The 16,849-nt window shown below is 63.8% G+C and carries 14 protein-coding genes; 12 read left to right on the top strand and 2 right to left on the bottom strand.

Annotation, left to right across the window (positions count from 1 at the left end):
• Positions 1 to 36: 36 nt before the first annotated feature.
• The 8 genes from ACF8K2_RS12105 to ACF8K2_RS12140 all read left to right on the top strand — a co-directional run bounded on the left by ACF8K2_RS12105 (position 37) and on the right by ACF8K2_RS12140 (position 10,624).
• Positions 37 to 1,524, top strand: a complete 1,488-nt coding sequence (locus tag ACF8K2_RS12105) for a DASS family sodium-coupled anion symporter (protein WP_392464990.1) — start codon at positions 37 to 39, stop codon at positions 1,522 to 1,524.
• A gap of 98 nt (positions 1,525 to 1,622) precedes the next feature.
• Positions 1,623 to 2,633, top strand: a complete 1,011-nt coding sequence (gene adhP / locus ACF8K2_RS12110) for an alcohol dehydrogenase AdhP (protein ID WP_392464992.1) — start codon at positions 1,623 to 1,625, stop codon at positions 2,631 to 2,633.
• Positions 2,634 to 2,866: 233 nt separating this feature from the next.
• A complete protein-coding gene (gene mrdA, locus ACF8K2_RS12115; protein WP_264234523.1) occupies positions 2,867 to 4,753 on the top strand; it encodes a penicillin-binding protein 2 in 1,887 nt (628 codons plus the stop codon).
• Between the two features lie 352 nt (positions 4,754 to 5,105).
• Complete coding sequence (gene msuE, locus ACF8K2_RS12120; protein ID WP_368972303.1) at positions 5,106 to 5,666, top strand: FMN reductase; 561 nt, start codon at positions 5,106 to 5,108, stop codon at positions 5,664 to 5,666.
• Between the two features lie 9 nt (positions 5,667 to 5,675).
• Positions 5,676 to 6,863 carry an acyl-CoA dehydrogenase family protein gene (locus ACF8K2_RS12125; RefSeq protein WP_368972302.1) on the top strand — a complete coding sequence of 396 codons (1,188 nt, stop codon included), beginning with the start codon at positions 5,676 to 5,678 and terminating at the stop codon, positions 6,861 to 6,863.
• 9 nt (positions 6,864 to 6,872) lie between these two features.
• Positions 6,873 to 7,982, top strand: coding sequence for a sigma-54-dependent Fis family transcriptional regulator (locus ACF8K2_RS12130; RefSeq protein WP_186553370.1), 1,110 nt, complete (start codon positions 6,873 to 6,875; stop codon positions 7,980 to 7,982).
• 156 nt (positions 7,983 to 8,138) lie between these two features.
• Positions 8,139 to 9,194, top strand: a complete 1,056-nt coding sequence (locus ACF8K2_RS12135; protein ID WP_392464995.1) for a GlxA family transcriptional regulator — start codon at positions 8,139 to 8,141, stop codon at positions 9,192 to 9,194.
• Positions 9,195 to 9,418: 224 nt separating this feature from the next.
• The gene (locus tag ACF8K2_RS12140; protein ID WP_392464996.1) at positions 9,419 to 10,624 is read left to right on the top strand and encodes an NAD(P)/FAD-dependent oxidoreductase; all 1,206 of its coding nucleotides are present in this window, start codon (positions 9,419 to 9,421) and stop codon (positions 10,622 to 10,624) included.
• A 94-nt stretch (positions 10,625 to 10,718) separates the two neighbouring features.
• Here the strand turns inward: ACF8K2_RS12140 and ACF8K2_RS12145 are convergent, their stop codons facing one another.
• Positions 10,719 to 11,315, bottom strand: a complete 597-nt coding sequence (locus ACF8K2_RS12145; protein ID WP_392464997.1) for a TetR/AcrR family transcriptional regulator — start codon at positions 11,313 to 11,315, stop codon at positions 10,719 to 10,721.
• A gap of 93 nt (positions 11,316 to 11,408) precedes the next feature.
• Here ACF8K2_RS12145 and ACF8K2_RS12150 point away from each other — a divergent pair, with 93 nt between their 5' ends.
• From ACF8K2_RS12150 to ACF8K2_RS12165, 4 genes are all read left to right on the top strand, one after another.
• A complete protein-coding gene (locus tag ACF8K2_RS12150; protein WP_392464999.1) occupies positions 11,409 to 12,008 on the top strand; it encodes an NAD(P)H-dependent oxidoreductase in 600 nt (199 codons plus the stop codon).
• A 110-nt stretch (positions 12,009 to 12,118) separates the two neighbouring features.
• Positions 12,119 to 12,625, top strand: coding sequence for a sigma-70 family RNA polymerase sigma factor (locus tag ACF8K2_RS12155; protein ID WP_392465001.1), 507 nt, complete (start codon positions 12,119 to 12,121; stop codon positions 12,623 to 12,625).
• Entirely contained in the window at positions 12,622 to 13,596 is a 975-nt protein-coding gene (locus ACF8K2_RS12160) for a FecR family protein (RefSeq protein WP_392465003.1), read from the top strand. The genes ACF8K2_RS12155 and ACF8K2_RS12160 overlap by 4 nt, the downstream gene beginning before the upstream one ends.
• Positions 13,597 to 13,692: 96 nt before the next feature.
• Entirely contained in the window at positions 13,693 to 16,131 is a 2,439-nt protein-coding gene (locus ACF8K2_RS12165) for a TonB-dependent siderophore receptor (RefSeq protein WP_392465005.1), read from the top strand.
• A gap of 8 nt (positions 16,132 to 16,139) precedes the next feature.
• Here ACF8K2_RS12165 and thpR read toward each other — a convergent pair whose 3' ends face one another.
• Complete coding sequence (thpR, locus tag ACF8K2_RS12170) at positions 16,140 to 16,685, bottom strand: RNA 2',3'-cyclic phosphodiesterase (RefSeq protein WP_186553378.1); 546 nt, start codon at positions 16,683 to 16,685, stop codon at positions 16,140 to 16,142.
• Between the last annotated feature and the right edge of the window lie 164 nt (positions 16,686 to 16,849).

Genomic DNA, 16,849 nt, shown 5'->3' on the forward strand with positions numbered 1-16,849 from the left:
CTGGCTAGCACCTTTATTGCAGCCAGTGAGCGAACCATGACGGACCATGCCTCACAGCAGCCCTCGCCTGCTGCTGTGCGCTTTCCACCCGGGCTGATCATCGCCTGCCTGGCGTTGGCTGGGGTCTTATTCCTGCCGTTTCCCGACACCTTGCCTGTAGCAGGCCAGCGCATGCTGGCGATCCTGGTATTTGCCGTGATCGTGTGGATCACCGAGGCGGTTTCCTACGAAGCCAGCGCGATCATGATCACCTCGCTGATGGCCGTGCTGCTGGGCACCGCGCCGACCCTGGCCGACCCTTCGGTCAGCTACGGCTCTTCAGCAGGCGTGTCGATGGCGTTGTCAGGCTTTGCCAACCCGGCGTTGGCGCTGGTGGTCGGCGCATTGTTCATCGCCGCGGCGATGACCCATACCGGGCTGGACAAGCGCATCGCCCTGGTCACCCTGACCAAGGTCGGAGCCAGCACCCGACGGGTATTGCTCGGGGCGATGATCGTTATCGTCCTGCTCAGCCTGGTGGTGCCCAGCGCAACGGCGCGCAGTGCCTGCGTGGTGCCGATCATGATGGGAGTGATCGCCGCATTCGGAGTGCCGGCGCGCTCCAACATCGCTGCAGGAATCATGATCATCGTCGCCCAGGGCACCAGCATCTGGAACGTCGGTATCCAGACCGCAGCGGCGCAGAACCTGCTGACCATCGGCTTCATGGACAAGATGCTGGGCGCGCGGGTGTCGTGGCTCGACTGGCTGATCGCCGGCGCGCCTTGGGCGCTGATCATGTCGGTGGTGCTGATCGTGCTGGTGTTGAAGCTGCTGCCGCCGGAAAGCGACAGCGTGCCCGGCGGCATGGCCGGGGTCAGCCGGAGCCTGGCCCAACTGGGGCCGATGAGCGCCGCGCAAAAGCGCCTGGGTGTGGTCTCGCTGCTATTGCTGTTGGCCTGGGCCACTGAAGGCCGCCTGCACCCGTTCGATACCACGACCACCACCTACGCCGGCCTGGTGGTGCTGTTGCTGCCACGCTTTGGCGTGATGACCTGGAAGGATGTGCAAGCGCGCATCCCGTGGGGCACGGTGATCGTGTTCGGCGTCGGCATCAGCCTGGGTACCACCTTGCTCACCACCCAGGCCGGGCAGTGGCTGGGCGCGCAAGTGGTGCAGCACACAGGCCTGGATCAGCTCAGCTCGCTGGGCGTGCTGGCGGTGCTCGGCGCGTTTTTGATCGTCATCCACCTGGGGTTCGCCAGCGCCACCGCGCTGACCTCGGCGCTGCTGCCGATTTTGATCGCCGTGCTGCAAACCCTGCCGGGCGACTTCAGCCGGATCGGCATGACCATGTTGCTCGGCTTTGTGGTCAGCTTTGGCTTCATCTTGCCGATCAACGCCCCGCAGAACATGGTCTGCCTGGGCACCGACACGTTCACCCCGCGCCAGTTTGCCCGGGTCGGCCTGTGGGTCACGGCGATCGGCTATGCGCTGCTGCTGGTGTTCGCCAGCACCTACTGGTCTTGGCTTGGCTGGATGTAAACCCGAGCAGGGTCATGCGCGCAGCCGACGCTTCACGCGTATTGGCTATGCTGACCCTGCAATAACTCAAGCTCACTCAGCATTACACGGAGGCATGTATGAAAGCTGCTGTTGTTGCCCAAGGGCGTCGCGTCGAGGTCGTGGACAAAACCCTGCGCCCGCTCAAACACGGTGAAGCGCTGCTGAAAATGCAGTGCTGCGGCGTTTGCCACACCGACCTGCACGTCAAGAACGGCGATTTCGGTGACAAGACCGGGGTGATCCTCGGCCATGAAGGCATCGGTATCGTTCAGGAAGTGGGCCCCGGCGTGACCTCGCTCAAGCCAGGCGACCGCGCCAGCGTGGCCTGGTTCTTCCAAGGCTGCGGCCACTGCGAGTACTGCAATAGCGGTAACGAGACGCTGTGCCGCGAGGTGAAGAACTCCGGCTATACCGTCGACGGGGGGATGGCCGAGTCGTGCATCGTGGTCGCCGATTACTCGGTCAAAGTCCCGGATGGGCTCGACTCTGCCGCCGCCAGCAGCATCACTTGCGCAGGTGTCACCACCTACAAGGCGGTGAAGATCTCCAACATCCGCCCCGGTCAATGGATCGCCATCTACGGCCTCGGCGGGCTGGGTAACCTGGCCCTGCAGTACGCCAAGAACGTGTTCAACGCCAAGGTCATTGCCATCGATGTCAACGATGAGCAACTGCGCTTTGCCAGCGAGATGGGCGCGGATCTGGTGATCAACCCACGTAGCGAGGATGCCGCGAAAATCATCCAGGAGAAGACCGGCGGCGCCCACGCTGCGGTGGTCACGGCGGTGGCCAAAGCGGCGTTCAACTCGGCGGTCGATGCCCTGCGTGCCGGTGGCCGCCTGGTCGCGGTAGGCTTGCCGCCAGAAGCCATGAGCCTGGACATTCCACGGCTGGTGCTCGATGGCATCGAAGTGGTCGGCTCGTTGGTTGGCACCCGGCAAGACTTGCACGAGGCGTTCGAGTTCGCCGCGCAAGGCAAGGTCGTGCCCAAGGTGACCCTGCGCCCGGTCGAAGACATCAATCAGATTTTCGACGAGATGCAAGAAGGCAAGATCAAAGGCCGCATGGTGATCGACTTCAGTCGCTGAGCATGCCCTCACCTCGGCATGAGTCAGCCAGCCTATGCCGAGGTATCGCTCGCTGCCTTACATGAACGAATCTTCATGTGTCCGGTAAAGCTACTGATAGCGGGCCGGACAGGCCAAACCTGCGCCCCGCCAGGCTGCGTGCGCCTTGAGCCTGGCGTATCGGTTGCGTAGCATCGCCGCCCCGGTCAACGTACCTGCCCTTGTTGTGGCGGTACTCAACCTCAAGAGCGCGCATGCCCCAACCCATCCCCCTCAAAGACCACGACAAAGAAAAACACCTGGTCAACCGGCGGTTGCTGGTCTGTGCCGGGCTGACCCTGGGCCTGGTGGCAGTGCTGGTCGGGCGGCTGTACGTGCTGCAAGTCCTGCAACACGACCAGCAGAGCGCGGTATCGGAAAACAACCGCGTGCACGTGCTGCCCATCGCGCCTGAACGCGGGCTGATCTACGACCGCAATGGCGTGGTGCTGGCCGACAACAAACCCAGCTTCAACCTGACCATGACCCGCGAACGCGCCGGTGATTCGGCCAAGGTGCTCGATGCCCTGGCGCAGATACTCGGGTTGGGCGAGGATGATCGTGTCCAGTTCGACAAGGACCTGCGCCGTGGCCGCAAGCCGTTCGAGCCGGTGACGTTGATGGTCGGGCTGTCCGAGGAGCAGATCGCGCTGATCGCCGTCAATCAGTTCCGCTTGCCGGGGCTGGAGGTCCAAGCGCAGTTCATTCGCGAGTACCCGCTAAATGAGCACTTTGCCCACTCGGTCGGCTATGTCGGGCGGATCAACGAGAAGGAAGCCAAGAGCCTCGACGCCACCGAGTATCGCGGCACCCAGTCGATCGGCAAGACCGGTATCGAGCGCTTCTACGAGCGCGAACTGCACGGCCAGGTCGGCTACGAGGAAGTCGAGACCAACGCCCAGGGCCGGGTCATGCGCGTACTGCGTCACCAGGACCCGACCCCCGGCAAGGACATCATCCTGACCCTCGACGCGCACTTGCAGCAGGCCGCTGAAAAGGCCCTGGGCGACCGACGCGGGTCAGTGGTAGCGCTCGACCCTGCCAGCGGCGATGTGCTGGCGATGGTCAGCAAGCCAAGCTTTGATCCCAACCTGTTCGTCAAAGGCATCAGCTTCAAGCAGTACGCCGCCCTGCGCGACTCGATCGACCGCCCGCTGTTCAACCGGGTGCTGCGCGGGCTGTATGCGCCAGGCTCGACGGTCAAGCCAGAGGTGGCCATCGCAGGCCTGGACAGCGGCGTCATCACCCCGGCCAGCCGGGTGTTCGACCCCGGCTACTACGAGCTGCCCAACTACGCGCACAAATACCGCAACTGGAACCGCAGCGGCGATGGCTGGGTGGATATGTACAGCGCGATCATGCGCTCCAACGACACCTACTTCTACGACCTGGCGCACAAACTGGGCATCGATCGCCTGCACGACTACATGGCCGAATTTGGCCTGGGCCAGAAGGTCTCGCTGGACATGTTCGAAGAGGCCGCAGGCTTGATGCCTTCAGCCCAGTGGAAACGTGCCACCCGCCGTCAGGCCTGGTTCCCGGGCGAAACGCTGATCCTTGGCATTGGCCAGGGCTACATGCAGGTCACTCCGTTGCAGTTGGCCCAGGCCACCAGCCTGCTGGCCAGCAAGGGTGTGTGGCACCGGCCGCACCTGGCCATGACCGTCGCCGGTGAGCAGCCGGTCGATCCGCATCCGATGCCGGATATCGTCTTGCACGACAAGCGCGCCTGGGATCAGGTCAGCCAAGGCATGCAGATGGTCATGCACGACCCACGCGGTATTGCCCGGGCATCTGCCGCCGGCGCGCAGTACCGGATTGCCGGCAAGAGCGGTACTGCACAGGTTGTCGCAATCCGCCAGGGTGAACGCTACAACCGCAACAAGACCCTGGAGCGCCATCGCGATAACGCGCTGTTCGTGGGTTTTGCCCCAGCTGATCATCCCTCGATCGTGGTGGCGGTGATGATCGAGAACGGTGAGGCCGGCGGCCGAGTTGCCGGGCCTGTTGTGCGCGAGGTGATGGATGCCTATCTGCTCGATGAGCAGGGGCATCTGAAGGCGCAGTATGCCGGTGGCGATCATACCTCGCCGCATAGCTGAAGACCTGGGTCGTCTATGCCGGACGGTCACTTGGCGTGGGAGCGGGCTTGCTCCGCGAAGAGGCCGGTACATCTCAGCGCAAAATACCTTACTATCAAAGTGTATAAACGAATAAGAATATGACTTCTTATTCTTTTTTATCCTGACGCAAATCCTCTATAACTCTCTGCACTGCACAGCCGCCAACACCAGGCCAACTGTTCGCAGCGCAACAGTTGATCAACATCCAGGCCCACAAGGCAACACCGGCGGCACAATGAAACGGTGCAACCTGTTGATCTATATGGACATTTAAAATAGGCACGACGATTGCTCAAGCAAAGTCCCGCTCAACCTGACCTGGAGACTTGCCATGAGCACCCCGTTGAACGTCGTCGCTTTGTCCGGTGGCACCAGCCGCCCCTCGCGCACCTTGGCCCTGACCGAGGCCATCCTCGCTGAATTGAGCCAGCACCTGCACATCAAGGCGCAGCTAATCGAACTGGGCGATATCGCCCGCCCACTGGGCGCGGCGTTGTGGCGCAGCGAGCTGCCCGAGAGCGTCGAACAACAACTGCGCCTGGTGGAAAAGGCCGACCTGCTGGTGGTGACCACGCCGGTCTATCGCGGCAGCTTCCCTGGCCACTTCAAGCACCTGTTCGACTTGATCGGCCAGGATGCGCTGGTCGACACGCCGGTGCTGCTGGCAGCCACCGGCGGCAGCGAACGCCATGCGCTGGTACTCGATCATCAGCTGCGGCCACTGTTCAGCTTCCTGCAAGCGCTGACCTTGCCCATCGGCGTATACGCCAGCCAGAACGAGCTGGCCGACTACCGGGTGACCAGCGAAGCTTTGGCTGCGCGCATCCGACTGGCCGCCGAGCGCGCCGTGCCGTTGTTCGCGGCTCACCATGCGCTGCGCAAAAGCGCCTGAGGAGCGGCCATGAATGCACCCGTGAAACCTGCCCAACGCCCTGCCCTGGCCATCGCCCAAGAACTGGCCGGGCAGTTTGCCCAGACCGCCGTCGAGCGTGACGAGCGCGGCGGCACGCCCAAAGCCGAGCGCGATGCCCTGCGCAGCAGCGGCCTGTTGTCGCTGGCCATCCCGAGCGCCTACGGCGGCCAAGGGGCCAACTGGCGCGACACCTTTGAAGTGGTACGCGAGTTTGCCCGCGTCGACAGCTCGATCGCCCACGTGTTTGGCTTTCATCACCTGATGCTGGCCACCGTGCGGCTGTTCTCCCGCCCTGATCAGTGGCAACCGTGGTTCGAACAGACCGCGCGCAAGCACTGGTTCTGGGGCAACGCACTGAACCCGTTGGATACCCGCACCCAGGTCAAGCACTTCGACGGCTGGTGTGAGTTTTCCGGGCAGAAGAGCTTTTGCTCAGGGGCCAGCGACTCGGAAATGCTCATCGCCTCGGCGGTGGACGAGCGTGCGGGCGGCAAGCTGCTGATTGCCGCGATCCCCAGCGGGCGCACTGGCATCACCCTGCACAATGACTGGAACAATATCGGCCAGCGCCAGACCGACAGCGGCAGCGCCACGTTCGAGCGTGTGCGCGTCGAGCATGACGAACTGCTGCTCGACCCCGGCCCGCTGAGCACGCCATTCGCAGCCTTGCGGCCACTGATCGCCCAGTTGCATTTTGCCAACCTGTTCCTCGGCATCGCCGAGGGCGCCTTCGCCGAAGCACGCCAGTACAGCCTCAAGGAGAGCCGGCCGTGGTTCCGCTCCGAGGCCACCAGCAGCAGCGAAGACCCATACATCCTGCGCCACTACGGCGAGTTCTGGGTCGGTCTGGAAAGCGTGCGCCTGTTGATCGAGCGCGCCGCCGAACAGCTCGACCGCGCCTGGGCCAAGGAGCATGCCCTGACTGCCGAGGAGCGCGGTGACCTGGCGCTGGCCATCGGCACCGCCAAGGTCGCCGCCACCCGCCATGGCCTGGATATCTGCAACCGCCTGTTCGAAGTCACCGGAGCCCGCGCGACCCATGCCTCGCTGCGCTTCGACCGCCATTGGCGCAACCTGAGGACGCAAACCTTGCACGACCCTGTGGACTATCGCATCCACGAGCTCGGCGAGTGGGCCCTCAACGGCAAGCGTCCCGTCCCGTCTTTCTATTCATAAGGCACGCTCATGCAATTGCTGACCCTCCCCCCGTCACCGTCATTGGCTACCTCGATCAGGGCGACCGCACAGGTCTTCGAAGACCCCAGGTCGCAGGCGCTGCTCGCCCACTTGCAACAGGTCGCCCCCAGTGAGGCCAGCGTCCTGATCATCGGCGAGACCGGCACGGGTAAGGAGCTGGTCGCACGCCATATCCACAACCTCAGTGGCCGGCGCAACGGGCCGTTCGTCGCGGTCAACTGCGGCGCGTTCTCCGAATCGCTGGTGGAAGCGGAGCTGTTCGGCCACGACAAGGGCGCCTTCACCGGCGCCTTGGCAGCGAAGGCTGGCTGGTTCGAGGAAGCCAACGGCGGCACGCTGTTTCTCGATGAGATCGGCGACCTGCCGCTGCCGATCCAGGTCAAGTTGCTGCGCGTGCTACAGGAGCGGGAAGTCGTGCGCCTGGGCTCGCGCAAAAGTATCCCGATCAACGTGCGAGTGCTGGCAGCGACCAACGTACAACTGGAAAAGGCCATCAACGCCGGGCACTTTCGCGAAGACCTGTATTACCGCCTGAACGTGGTGACCTTGTCGCTGCATCCACTGCGCGAGCGGCCGGGCGACATCCTGCCATTGGCGCGGCACTTCATCCGCAGCTACAGCGAACGCCTGAGCTATGGCCAGGTGGAGCTCAGCCCACGCGCCCAGGCCAAGCTGGTCGAATACAGCTGGCCGGGCAACATTCGCGAGCTGGAAAACGTCATTCACCACAGCCTGCTGACCTGCGGCAATGGCGAGATCCAGGCGCAAGACCTGCGTCTGTCGAACCTGCGCCTGGAACGACAGGACGAGAGCACCGCGCGCGCATCCAGCGGCGATGCGGTCGAAGATCTGTTGCAGCTGGCCTTCAGTCGGCTCTATGAAGAGCAGCCAGGCGAGCTTTACGAGAAAGTCGAGAACGCCCTACTGCGCTCGGCCTATCGCTTCTGCCATTACAACCAGGTGCACACCGCGCAGTTGCTCGGCTTATCGCGCAATGTCACCCGCACCCGGCTGATCGCCATTGGCGAGTTGGTGGTCAATAAACGCCGCAATCAGGAGCAACCGCTGGATAACCGCCTGGTGCGTTTGTCGATCTGACCGCTAGGCCAGCGACTGGACACGTTCCACACTCACCGCGCTAGGCGAAGCGCCTGCTGTTAGCGCTGGTGCAACACGCGATAAGCGCAAGGCCCGACAGCGCGAGCCTGGAGTAACATAGGCACTCACCCTGATACCCGCTCCGGACACCTGAGCATGACCCACGCAGCCAACGTTCCCGACACTGTCGCCACGTCCGTGAGCCAACCACGCCTGGTGCTGTTCCTGGCCTATGCGCACATGGGCCTGCTCGACCTGACCGGCGCGCAAACGGTGTTCTGGGCCGCCAACAAGGCCTGCGCCGAACGTGGCCTGGCCGGTTATCGGGTGTGTACGGCCAGCGTGCCGGGTGGATTGATCGCAACCGCCGAAGGTCTGCGGGTGCACACCGAGACCCTTGAACCACTACTGCTCGAACAGATCGACACCCTGGTGGTGCCCGGTGCGCCGGAGATCGTGCGCACCCTGCCTGAGCACGTCGAACTGGTCAGTTGCTTGCGTCAGGTCGCCGCCAAGGCGCGGCGCACCGCCTCGGTGTGCAGCGGCACCTTCCTGCTGGCGGCCGCCGGCCTGCTCGACGGACGCCGGGCCGCCACCCATTGGGCCATGTGCGATGCCCTGCGCCAGCGCTTTCCTGCCATCGAGGTGGATGCCGAGTCGATCTTCGTGCAGCAAGAGCAGGTCTGGACCTCGGCCGGGGTTAGCGCCGGCATCGACTTGGCGTTGGCCCTGGTCGAGGCTGATTGCGGCCGTGAGGTGGCGATGCAGGTGGCCCGCGAGCTGGTGGTTTTCCTCAAGCGCCCTGGCGGCCAGGCGCAGTTCAGCGAATTGCTCAAGGCCCAGGGCGAGCACAGCGCCGCCTTCGATGAACTGCACCTGTGGCTCAATGAGCATTTGCACGATCCACAGCTGAGTGTCGAGCGCCTGGCTGGGCAAGCGTGCATGAGCCTGCGTAACTTCACGCGGGTGTACAAACAAAAAACCGGTCGTACGCCGGCCAAGGCCATTGAAGTGTTTCGTCTGGAAGCGGCCCGGCGCCTGCTGGAAAACACTGACCTGCAGATCGAGCAAATCGCCCGTCAGTGCGGGTTCGGCAGCGAAGAACGCCTGCGCCTGGCGTTCCAGCGCCACTTGGCAGTGACCCCACGTGACTACCGCGCACGTTTCGCCCGCAGCGTGCCCCTGGCCGAAATCCAGGGTTCTTTGGCCTAGGGCCAAACGCCCTGCGCGCCTAGCATCCAGCGCAACAAACTCAACACCTGCGTGGGCTGCTGCGTTTGTCGGAGCACGGCACGCATCTGCGCCGAAGGCCTATCATTTCCATCGGCCAGCCAACTGGAAAGGCGCCGCCCTCTGCGTTTCGAGCGAGCTTTTATGCGCGCCGTTCACGTGCCGTGCCCGAACTGATAATTCAAATAATCACCTGGAGCACAACGATGAAACAGATTCTTGTCATTGGCGCAGGCTTCGCCGGCCTATGGAGCGCCTTGGGTGCCGCGCGCCTGCTTGACCTGCAGGGCCGCGACGATGTGCAGATCAGCGTACTTGCGCCCAAAGCCGAGCTGCACGTGCGCCCGCGGTTTTATGAGCCCGACGTGCACACCATGGCCGCCCCCCTGCAAGCGTTGTTCGACGCGGTCAACGTACGCTTTATCAAAGGCACCGCCTACCGCATCGATGAGGGCCGCCAGTCGGTGGCCTATCGTGATCCTTCCGGGGCTGAGCTGAGCATTGGCTATGACCGGCTGATCATGGCCTGTGGCAGCCTGCTCAACCGCCCTGCGCTGGAGGGTTTCGATCAACACGCCTTCGACGTCGACAAGATCGACTCGGCGACGCGCCTGGAAGAGCACCTCAAGTCGCTCGCCTCCCAGCCTGACAGCCCAGCGCGCAATACCGTGGTAGTCGCCGGCGGCGGCTTTACCGGCATCGAGACCGCGACCGAATTGCCGACTCGGCTGCGCGCCATTTTCGGTGAGCAGGTGACCCCGCGCATTGTCGTGGTCGATCGCGGCGCGAAAATTGGCGCAGCGCTGGGCGCGGGGATCAGCCCGGCCATCGAGGCGGCTTCAACCGAGCTGGGCATCGAATGGATCTGCGGCGCCACCGTGGCCTCAGTCGATGGCGATGGGGTGCTGCTGGACAATGGCCAGCGCATCCCGGCCAAGACAGTGATCTGGACCGTGGGCTTCAAGGCCAACCCACTCACCGAGCAGATCCGTGGCGAACGCGACCGCCAGGGCCGCCTGCATGTCGACGGCAACCTCAAGGTCAAGGGCAATGGCGCGGTCTATGCCGCCGGCGATGTCGCCTATGCGGCGTGCGACGAGGTCGGCAACTATGCGGTGATGTCCTGCCAGCACGCGATTCCGCTGGGGCGTTATGCCGGCAACAATGCCGCCGCCGAATTGATCGGGGTGGCGCCGATGGCCTACAGCCAGCCCAAGTACGTGACCTGTCTGGACCTGGGCGCCTGGGGCGCGGTGTATACCGAGGGCTGGGATCGCCAAGTGGCGCCGCCTGAGGACCGATTCGAGGCCAAGCAACTCAAGCAGCAGATCAACTCGGTGTGGATCTATCCGCCAGCGGCAGACAAGGTTGCGGCGTTGGCGGCGGCGGATCCGTTGATTCCGGTGGCGTGATCGATCCTGGGACCGCTGCGCTCCATCGCAGGCAAGCCCGCTCCTACAAAAACCTGCGATGGAGCGCGCAGTGGTCCCAGAGGCCTAACTACGCTCACTGACGCCCCACCATCGCCACAATGGTCGCCTGCAACTCCTGCCTGGCCTGCTCCGCCGTCAACTCGCCCGCCGCTGCCGCCAGCGCCAGCGCATCTGCCGCACCCACCAACACCCGCAACCCCGCTACGCCAACATCCCCACCTGGGGCAAACGGCGCCAGGGCCAGGCGACACTTCTCCAGAAACGGCCCTTCATAGACTCGCTTCAACGCTTCCATTTCCGGCGAGCCCGCCAAGGCCGCGCTGACGCCCGGAATCTCTCGTCCTTGGCTCAGCACACAATCGACATAGGCCTGGGCAATCACCGCCGCTCGACTGTGCACGTTCGGCTCGCAGTGCGCCAATGCCGCATCGAGCATGGCCGTCTGGCGCGCGTCGTACTCCTGATACAGCGCCGCCAACAAGCCGGTGCGGGTTTCGAAATGGTCATACACCACCGGCTTGGTGACCCCCGCCTGCTCGGCCAGGCGGCCCAGGCTCAGGGCATCGGTGCCCTCCTCGCGGACCAACTGCCAGGCCACCTCCAGCAACTGGCGGCGACGTTCGTCACGCGACAGGCGTTTACGCGGCAAGGTTTTTTCGGCGCTTGACATCGATTACCTACCAAAAGTAACTTACTAATCGTAACTTACCTTGAGTATATAGCCCTTGTGGCTAGCGCGCACCCCTATCCTGGAGAATCGAGCATGAAAGCCTTGATCGTCATCGGCCACCACGACCCCGCCTCGCTGACCCACGCCCTCGCCGGGCAGATCGCCGAGGGCCTGGCCCGCGCCGGACACAGCAGTGAAATCGCCGACCTGGCCAGGGAAGGTTTCGATCCACGCTTCGGCCTGGCTGACCATGCGGTGCACCGCCGCTTGGCTGGGCCACCGGCCGATGTGCTGCTCGAGCAAGCGCGGATCGAGCGCGCCGATGCCCTGGTGCTGGTGTACCCGATCTACTGGTGGTCGCTACCCGCGCTGCTCAAGGGCTGGGTTGAACGGGTGTTCAGCAATGGCTGGGCGTTCGACTATCACCCCGACGGCAAATTGATCAAGAAACTGGGCGGGCTGCCGGTGCAACTGGTTGGGGTCGCCGGGGCCGATGCGGGGACCTTCGAACGCCATGGTTATGGGCAGGCGATGGTTACCCAGATCGAGCACGGCATTTTCGATTATTGCGGCGCGCGGGTGCTGGGTTCGACGCTGTTGGCGGACAGTGAGAGCGGGGACAATGCGAGCAATCTGCAGCGGGCGCGTCAGTTGGGGCTGCGGTTGTTCGAGGGGGTCGAGGCAGCAGCTTGAACGCAGGATCGCTGGGGCCGCTTTGCGGCCCCTATTGATTCCCATTGCGAGAGCACAACCTACCCAGCTACCATTGAGAACGATTCACACTCACGATCGGATATCACTCGTTGGACAGCTCCTCGACCCGCAAGCTGGGCTTCTTTTTCAGCGACCATCACCGCTGGCTGCTCCAACACATCCACAAGCGCCTGCGCAATCGCGCCGATGCCGAAGACACTGCGGCCGAAGCGTTCTGCCAGATGCTCGGGGCGCGGGTCGATCCGGACAGCATCGAGCAACCACGCGCCTACCTCTCGACCATCGCCCGGCGGCTGATCTTCGACCGCCACCGCCGCCGGCAACTGGAACAGGCCTACCTCGAACGCCTGGCCCTGCTGCCCGAGCAGGTCGCCCCTTCGGCCGAAGAGCAACTGCTCTTGATCGAAGCCTTGCTGACCATCGACCAAGTGCTCGATGGCCTGCCTGCGATCGTCAAGACCGCCTTCCTCTACAGCCAGCTCGATGGCATGAGCTATGTCGAGATCGCCAGCAAGCTGCAGCTGTCAGAGCGCACCGTCAGCCGCTACATGAAACAGGCCCTGCGCCAGTGCTACCTGTGCGAGCTGCAATCATGAGCGCGCGCACGCTGGACAGCATCAGCGAACAAGCCATCGACTGGATGGTCGAGCTCAATGCGCGCAGCCCCGATGCCGCCCTGTTGCAGCGCCTGCAGCAGTGGCTGGAGCAGGACCCACGCCACCAGCAGGCCTGGGATCGCCTGCAACAACGCCTGGCTCGCCCGTGCGCGGCGCTGCGCACGCTCGATCGACGCGCGCCGGGCCAAGCCAGTGCCGCGCGTAACCTGCTGCTGCAACCCACCCAGTCGCGGCGCGAAGTACTGCGCGGTCTGGCCGGCCTTGGCCTGCTGGGTGGGGGCCTGTGGGCAGGCTGGCGCAGTGACACCGCCCAGGACTGGATGGCCGATCTGCATACCGGCGCGGGCGAACGGCGCAGCTTCATCCTGGACGATGGCAGCCGCCTGAGCCTGAACAGCGCCAGTGCCGTCGACCTGCTGTTCGACGCCGAACAACGTCTGCTGGTGCTGCGCCACGGTGAACTGGTGATCCAGGTGGCGCCCGATCCTAAGCGGCCGCTGCGCGTGCGCACTGCGCAAGGCCAGGTGCAGGCCCTTGGCACACGCTTTTTGGTCAGCCAGGAGCTCGACGCCACGCGGGTGGTAGTGCTTGAACACAGCGTGCGCGCCAGCCTTGTCGATGGCCGTCAGCTGGACGTGCAACAGGGCCAGGCTGCGCTGCTGCGCGCCACCGGCATCGAACCCCTGGCCAGTGAGCAACAGCAGCGCGCCGCCTGGCTCGATGGCCGCCTGGAAGTGCTCGACGAGCCGCTGCAGGCGGTGGTCGATGCGCTGCGCCCCTATCAGCGCGGCTACATTCGCGTGGCCCCGGATATCGCCACCTTGCGCGTACAAGGGGTATTCACCCTGGACCAGCCGCAACACGCCTTGGCCGCACTCAGCGAGGCCTTGCCGATCGAGGTCAAGCGCTATGGTCCGTGGCTGACCTTGATCGGGCCAAAACGCCAATAATGAAAATATTTTTGCAAATCATTCGTAATGGTGTCCGGTTTTCAATTCTCGTCCCACCTATCTCCTGACAGCCAACCTCTAAATCGGGAGAACACCGTGCACAACAACTGGCCCCGCGCCCTGCCCCTCGTCGTCGCCATGAGCAGCTTCAGTGCCTTGGTCCAGGCACAGACCCTGTCGTTCAACCTGCCGCCCGCGAGCCTGGCCACCACGCTCAATCGCATCGCCAGCCAGAGCGGCCACATCATTGCCCTGGAACCGGCGCTGGTGCGCGGCAAGCAGGCCCCAGCCGTGGTCGGCCAGATGAGCGCCGAACAGGCCATGCAGACGGCCCTGGCCGGTAGCGGCTTGCAGTTGCGGGTGAGTGGCAGTGGCCACTTCAGCGTGGCCCCGGCCAGCGCTGGCGAGGACGTGATGGAACTGGGCGCGACCAGTGTCACGGACAACTATCTCGACGCCACCAGCGAAGGCAGTGGCTCTTATGCGGCCCGCGCAGTGACCCTCGGCAAAGGCACGCACACCCTTAAAGAAATCCCCCAGTCGGTGACGGTGATCACCCGCAAGCAGCTCGACGATCAGGGCATCACCGACCTCAAGGACGCGCTCAACCACACCACCGGCCTGGTCGGCGCCCAGGGCATCGGCCCGGGCATGGTCATCACCTCGCGCGGCTTCCAGATCGATGACTGGCAGTACGACGGCGTACCCATCCCGCGCAACAACTACTCGCTGGGCAACTGGGCGACCCAGGACCTGGTGTTCTTCGACCGCGTCGAAGTCCTGCGCGGCGCCTCCGGCCTGCTGCAAGGCACCGGCAGCCCCGGTGGCGCGATCAACCTGGTACGCAAGCGCGGCCAGGCCAAACCCTCCGTGGCGATTACCGGCAAGGCCGGTTCCTGGGATCACTATGGCCTACAGCTGGACGCCGGCGGGCCGTTGACCAGCGACGGCAAGGTGCGCGGGCGGATGGTGCTCGATGAAGACCAGAGCGACAGTTTCATCGATTACCAGTGGGGCAAGACCCACTCGCTGTATGGCGCCCTGGACATCGACCTGAACGATGCCACTACCATTGGCGGCGGTATCAGCTACAGCCGCGAGCAATCCCGGCCGATGCTGCGTGGTATTCCCCGCTACGCCGACGGCAAGCCGGCCAACGTGTCGCGTTCGACCTACACCGGCGCCCGCTGGAGCCGCGCCGAGACCGACGTCACCACCTATTACCTGGACCTTGAGCACCGCTTCAACGACGACTGGACCTACAAGGCTGCGGCCATTCGCATGGACGAGACCAACACCTCGACCCATCAGCGCGTACAGACCACCGGCCAGGGCCTGAACCCCGATGGCACCGGCATCACCTATGCCGACTGGATCACCGACTTTCACAACACCAAGATCGGCCTGGACATGAACCTGGTCGGCCACTTTGACACAGGCTCCGTGGCACACGAAGTGACTGTCGGTGGCAACTACTCCAAGCTGACCTCGGACGATGCGTACTGGCGCAATTTTGCTGCCGACCCCGATGACAGCATCTTCGACATCGACCATGGCCGCCCGGAACCCAGCCGTGACAGCTTGCTGGCAGGCAACATGGGCCGCGCCAACAAGGCCAGTTACGACATCCGCCAGAAGGGCCTGTACGGCGCCTGGCGAGTCAAGCCAGTCGAGGACCTGACCTTGGTACTGGGCACCCGCGTGAGCTGGTTCGACTACAGCTGGGACTCGATCGACTTCAATGGCCCGAACGATCCGGGCAATCGTTATCCCACCAGCCGCATGACCGAAACCGGGCAAGTCACCCCGTACGCGGGCTTTGTCTACGACCTGACTCGCGAGTGGGCCTGGTACGCCAGCTACACCGACGTGTTTATCCCGCAAACCGAACGCGCGGTCGGCAATACCCCGCTCAAGCCTGTGATCGGCAGTAACTATGAAACCGGCCTGAAGGCCGAGCTGCTCGACGGACGGGTCAACACATCGATCGCGCTGTTCCGTTACGATCAGGAAAACCGCGCAGTCACCGATACCGCCTCGGGTTTTGCCTGTGACGACTGGTACTGCTCCACGGCCGCCGGCAAGGTCCGCAGCCAGGGCGTAGAAGCCGAGATCAGCGGCGAAGTGCTCAGCGGCCTGCAGTTGTTTGCCGGCTACACCTACAACACCACCAAATTCCTTGACGACCCGGACGAAGAAGGCCGCGTGTTCAGCCAGTGGACGCCCAAGCACATGCTGCGCGCCTGGGCCGACTATCAGCTACCGGTGGATGACCAGCGCTGGAGCACCGGCCTGGGCTTCACCACGCAAAGCCACACCCTCGGTTACGAACGTACCTACAGCGTGCCCGGCTACACCGTGTGGAGCGCACGCGTTGCCTATCAGCTGACCCCGGAAGTGAACCTGGCGGTCAACGCCAACAACCTGTTCGACAAGAAGTACTGGGTAGCGGGCTTCAACCAGCTCAATGGCAGCAACAACTACGGCGAGCCGCGCAACTTCATGCTGACGGTCAAGTACACGCCGCAGTTCTGAGGCCTGGGTCAGTCCAGCAAGGGCCACTGCGCCAGTGGCCAGTAGCGGCCCTTGCGTGACTCGTACAAGGTGAAGTGGCGCGCACTGAGGAAAAACTCCGGCGCGCTGGCGGCCTCTGGCAGCTGGCCGCGGAACTCCCGTGCCAAGGTCAGGTGCGGGCGGTATTCGCGCGACTCGCGGGCAATCCCCAACGCTAGCGCCGCCTGCTCCAGCGCATAGACCAGTTGGCGCAGCGCTGGGGGAGTTTGCTCAGCTTCGAGCACCAACACGCCAGGGCGCGGCCACACCTGCAACCGGTCCAGCACCAGGCGCAGCGGCGCCTGCGGACGGGCAATGCTATCGACTGCCGCACACAACGCCGGCAGCTGCGCCGCGTCGACATCCCCCAGAAACAGCAAGGTCAGGTGGAAGTTTTCTGCCGGCACCGGTTTACCGCTGCGTAAACCCAGCTCACGTCGCCATTGCGCAATTGCACGATGCTGTGCCTCGCTCAGTGACAGGGCGAAAAACAGACGTTTGAAAGGGCTGCCAGTGGGGCGTGCTTCCTTGGCCATGGGCATTCCTGATGGGTGAAGGCGAACCTGAGTGTACCGCTTCCCTAGTCTATAAATCGGCAAAAAACCAGTTGAAACGTTTGCGCAATCGGTAGGCCATTGCACCAAAGTCACCCCGATTGGATGTAACAAGAGGTACAAAGTCCTACGACGATTGTTTATGC

Origin of the sequence: Pseudomonas sp. xss_2, assembly GCF_043104195.1 — a bacterium.
Lineage (GTDB): Bacteria > Pseudomonadota > Gammaproteobacteria > Pseudomonadales > Pseudomonadaceae > Aquipseudomonas > Aquipseudomonas urmiensis.

Excerpts from the sequence above, each read along its gene's own strand:
- ACF8K2_RS12105 (WP_392464990.1), top strand. The coding sequence starts at position 37 with ATGACGGACCATGCCTCACAGCAGCCCTCGCCTGCTGCTGTGCGCTTT.
- adhP (WP_392464992.1), top strand. The coding sequence starts at position 1,623 with ATGAAAGCTGCTGTTGTTGCCCAAGGGCGTCGCGTCGAGGTCGTGGAC.
- mrdA (WP_264234523.1), top strand. The coding sequence starts at position 2,867 with ATGCCCCAACCCATCCCCCTCAAAGACCACGACAAAGAAAAACACCTG.
- msuE (WP_368972303.1), top strand. The coding sequence starts at position 5,106 with ATGAGCACCCCGTTGAACGTCGTCGCTTTGTCCGGTGGCACCAGCCGC.
- ACF8K2_RS12125 (WP_368972302.1), top strand. The coding sequence starts at position 5,676 with ATGAATGCACCCGTGAAACCTGCCCAACGCCCTGCCCTGGCCATCGCC.
- ACF8K2_RS12130 (WP_186553370.1), top strand. The coding sequence starts at position 6,873 with ATGCAATTGCTGACCCTCCCCCCGTCACCGTCATTGGCTACCTCGATC.
- ACF8K2_RS12135 (WP_392464995.1), top strand. The coding sequence starts at position 8,139 with ATGACCCACGCAGCCAACGTTCCCGACACTGTCGCCACGTCCGTGAGC.
- ACF8K2_RS12140 (WP_392464996.1), top strand. The coding sequence starts at position 9,419 with ATGAAACAGATTCTTGTCATTGGCGCAGGCTTCGCCGGCCTATGGAGC.
- ACF8K2_RS12145 (WP_392464997.1), bottom strand. The coding sequence starts at position 11,315 with ATGTCAAGCGCCGAAAAAACCTTGCCGCGTAAACGCCTGTCGCGTGAC.
- ACF8K2_RS12150 (WP_392464999.1), top strand. The coding sequence starts at position 11,409 with ATGAAAGCCTTGATCGTCATCGGCCACCACGACCCCGCCTCGCTGACC.
- ACF8K2_RS12160 (WP_392465003.1), top strand. The coding sequence starts at position 12,622 with ATGAGCGCGCGCACGCTGGACAGCATCAGCGAACAAGCCATCGACTGG.
- thpR (WP_186553378.1), bottom strand. The coding sequence starts at position 16,685 with ATGGCCAAGGAAGCACGCCCCACTGGCAGCCCTTTCAAACGTCTGTTT.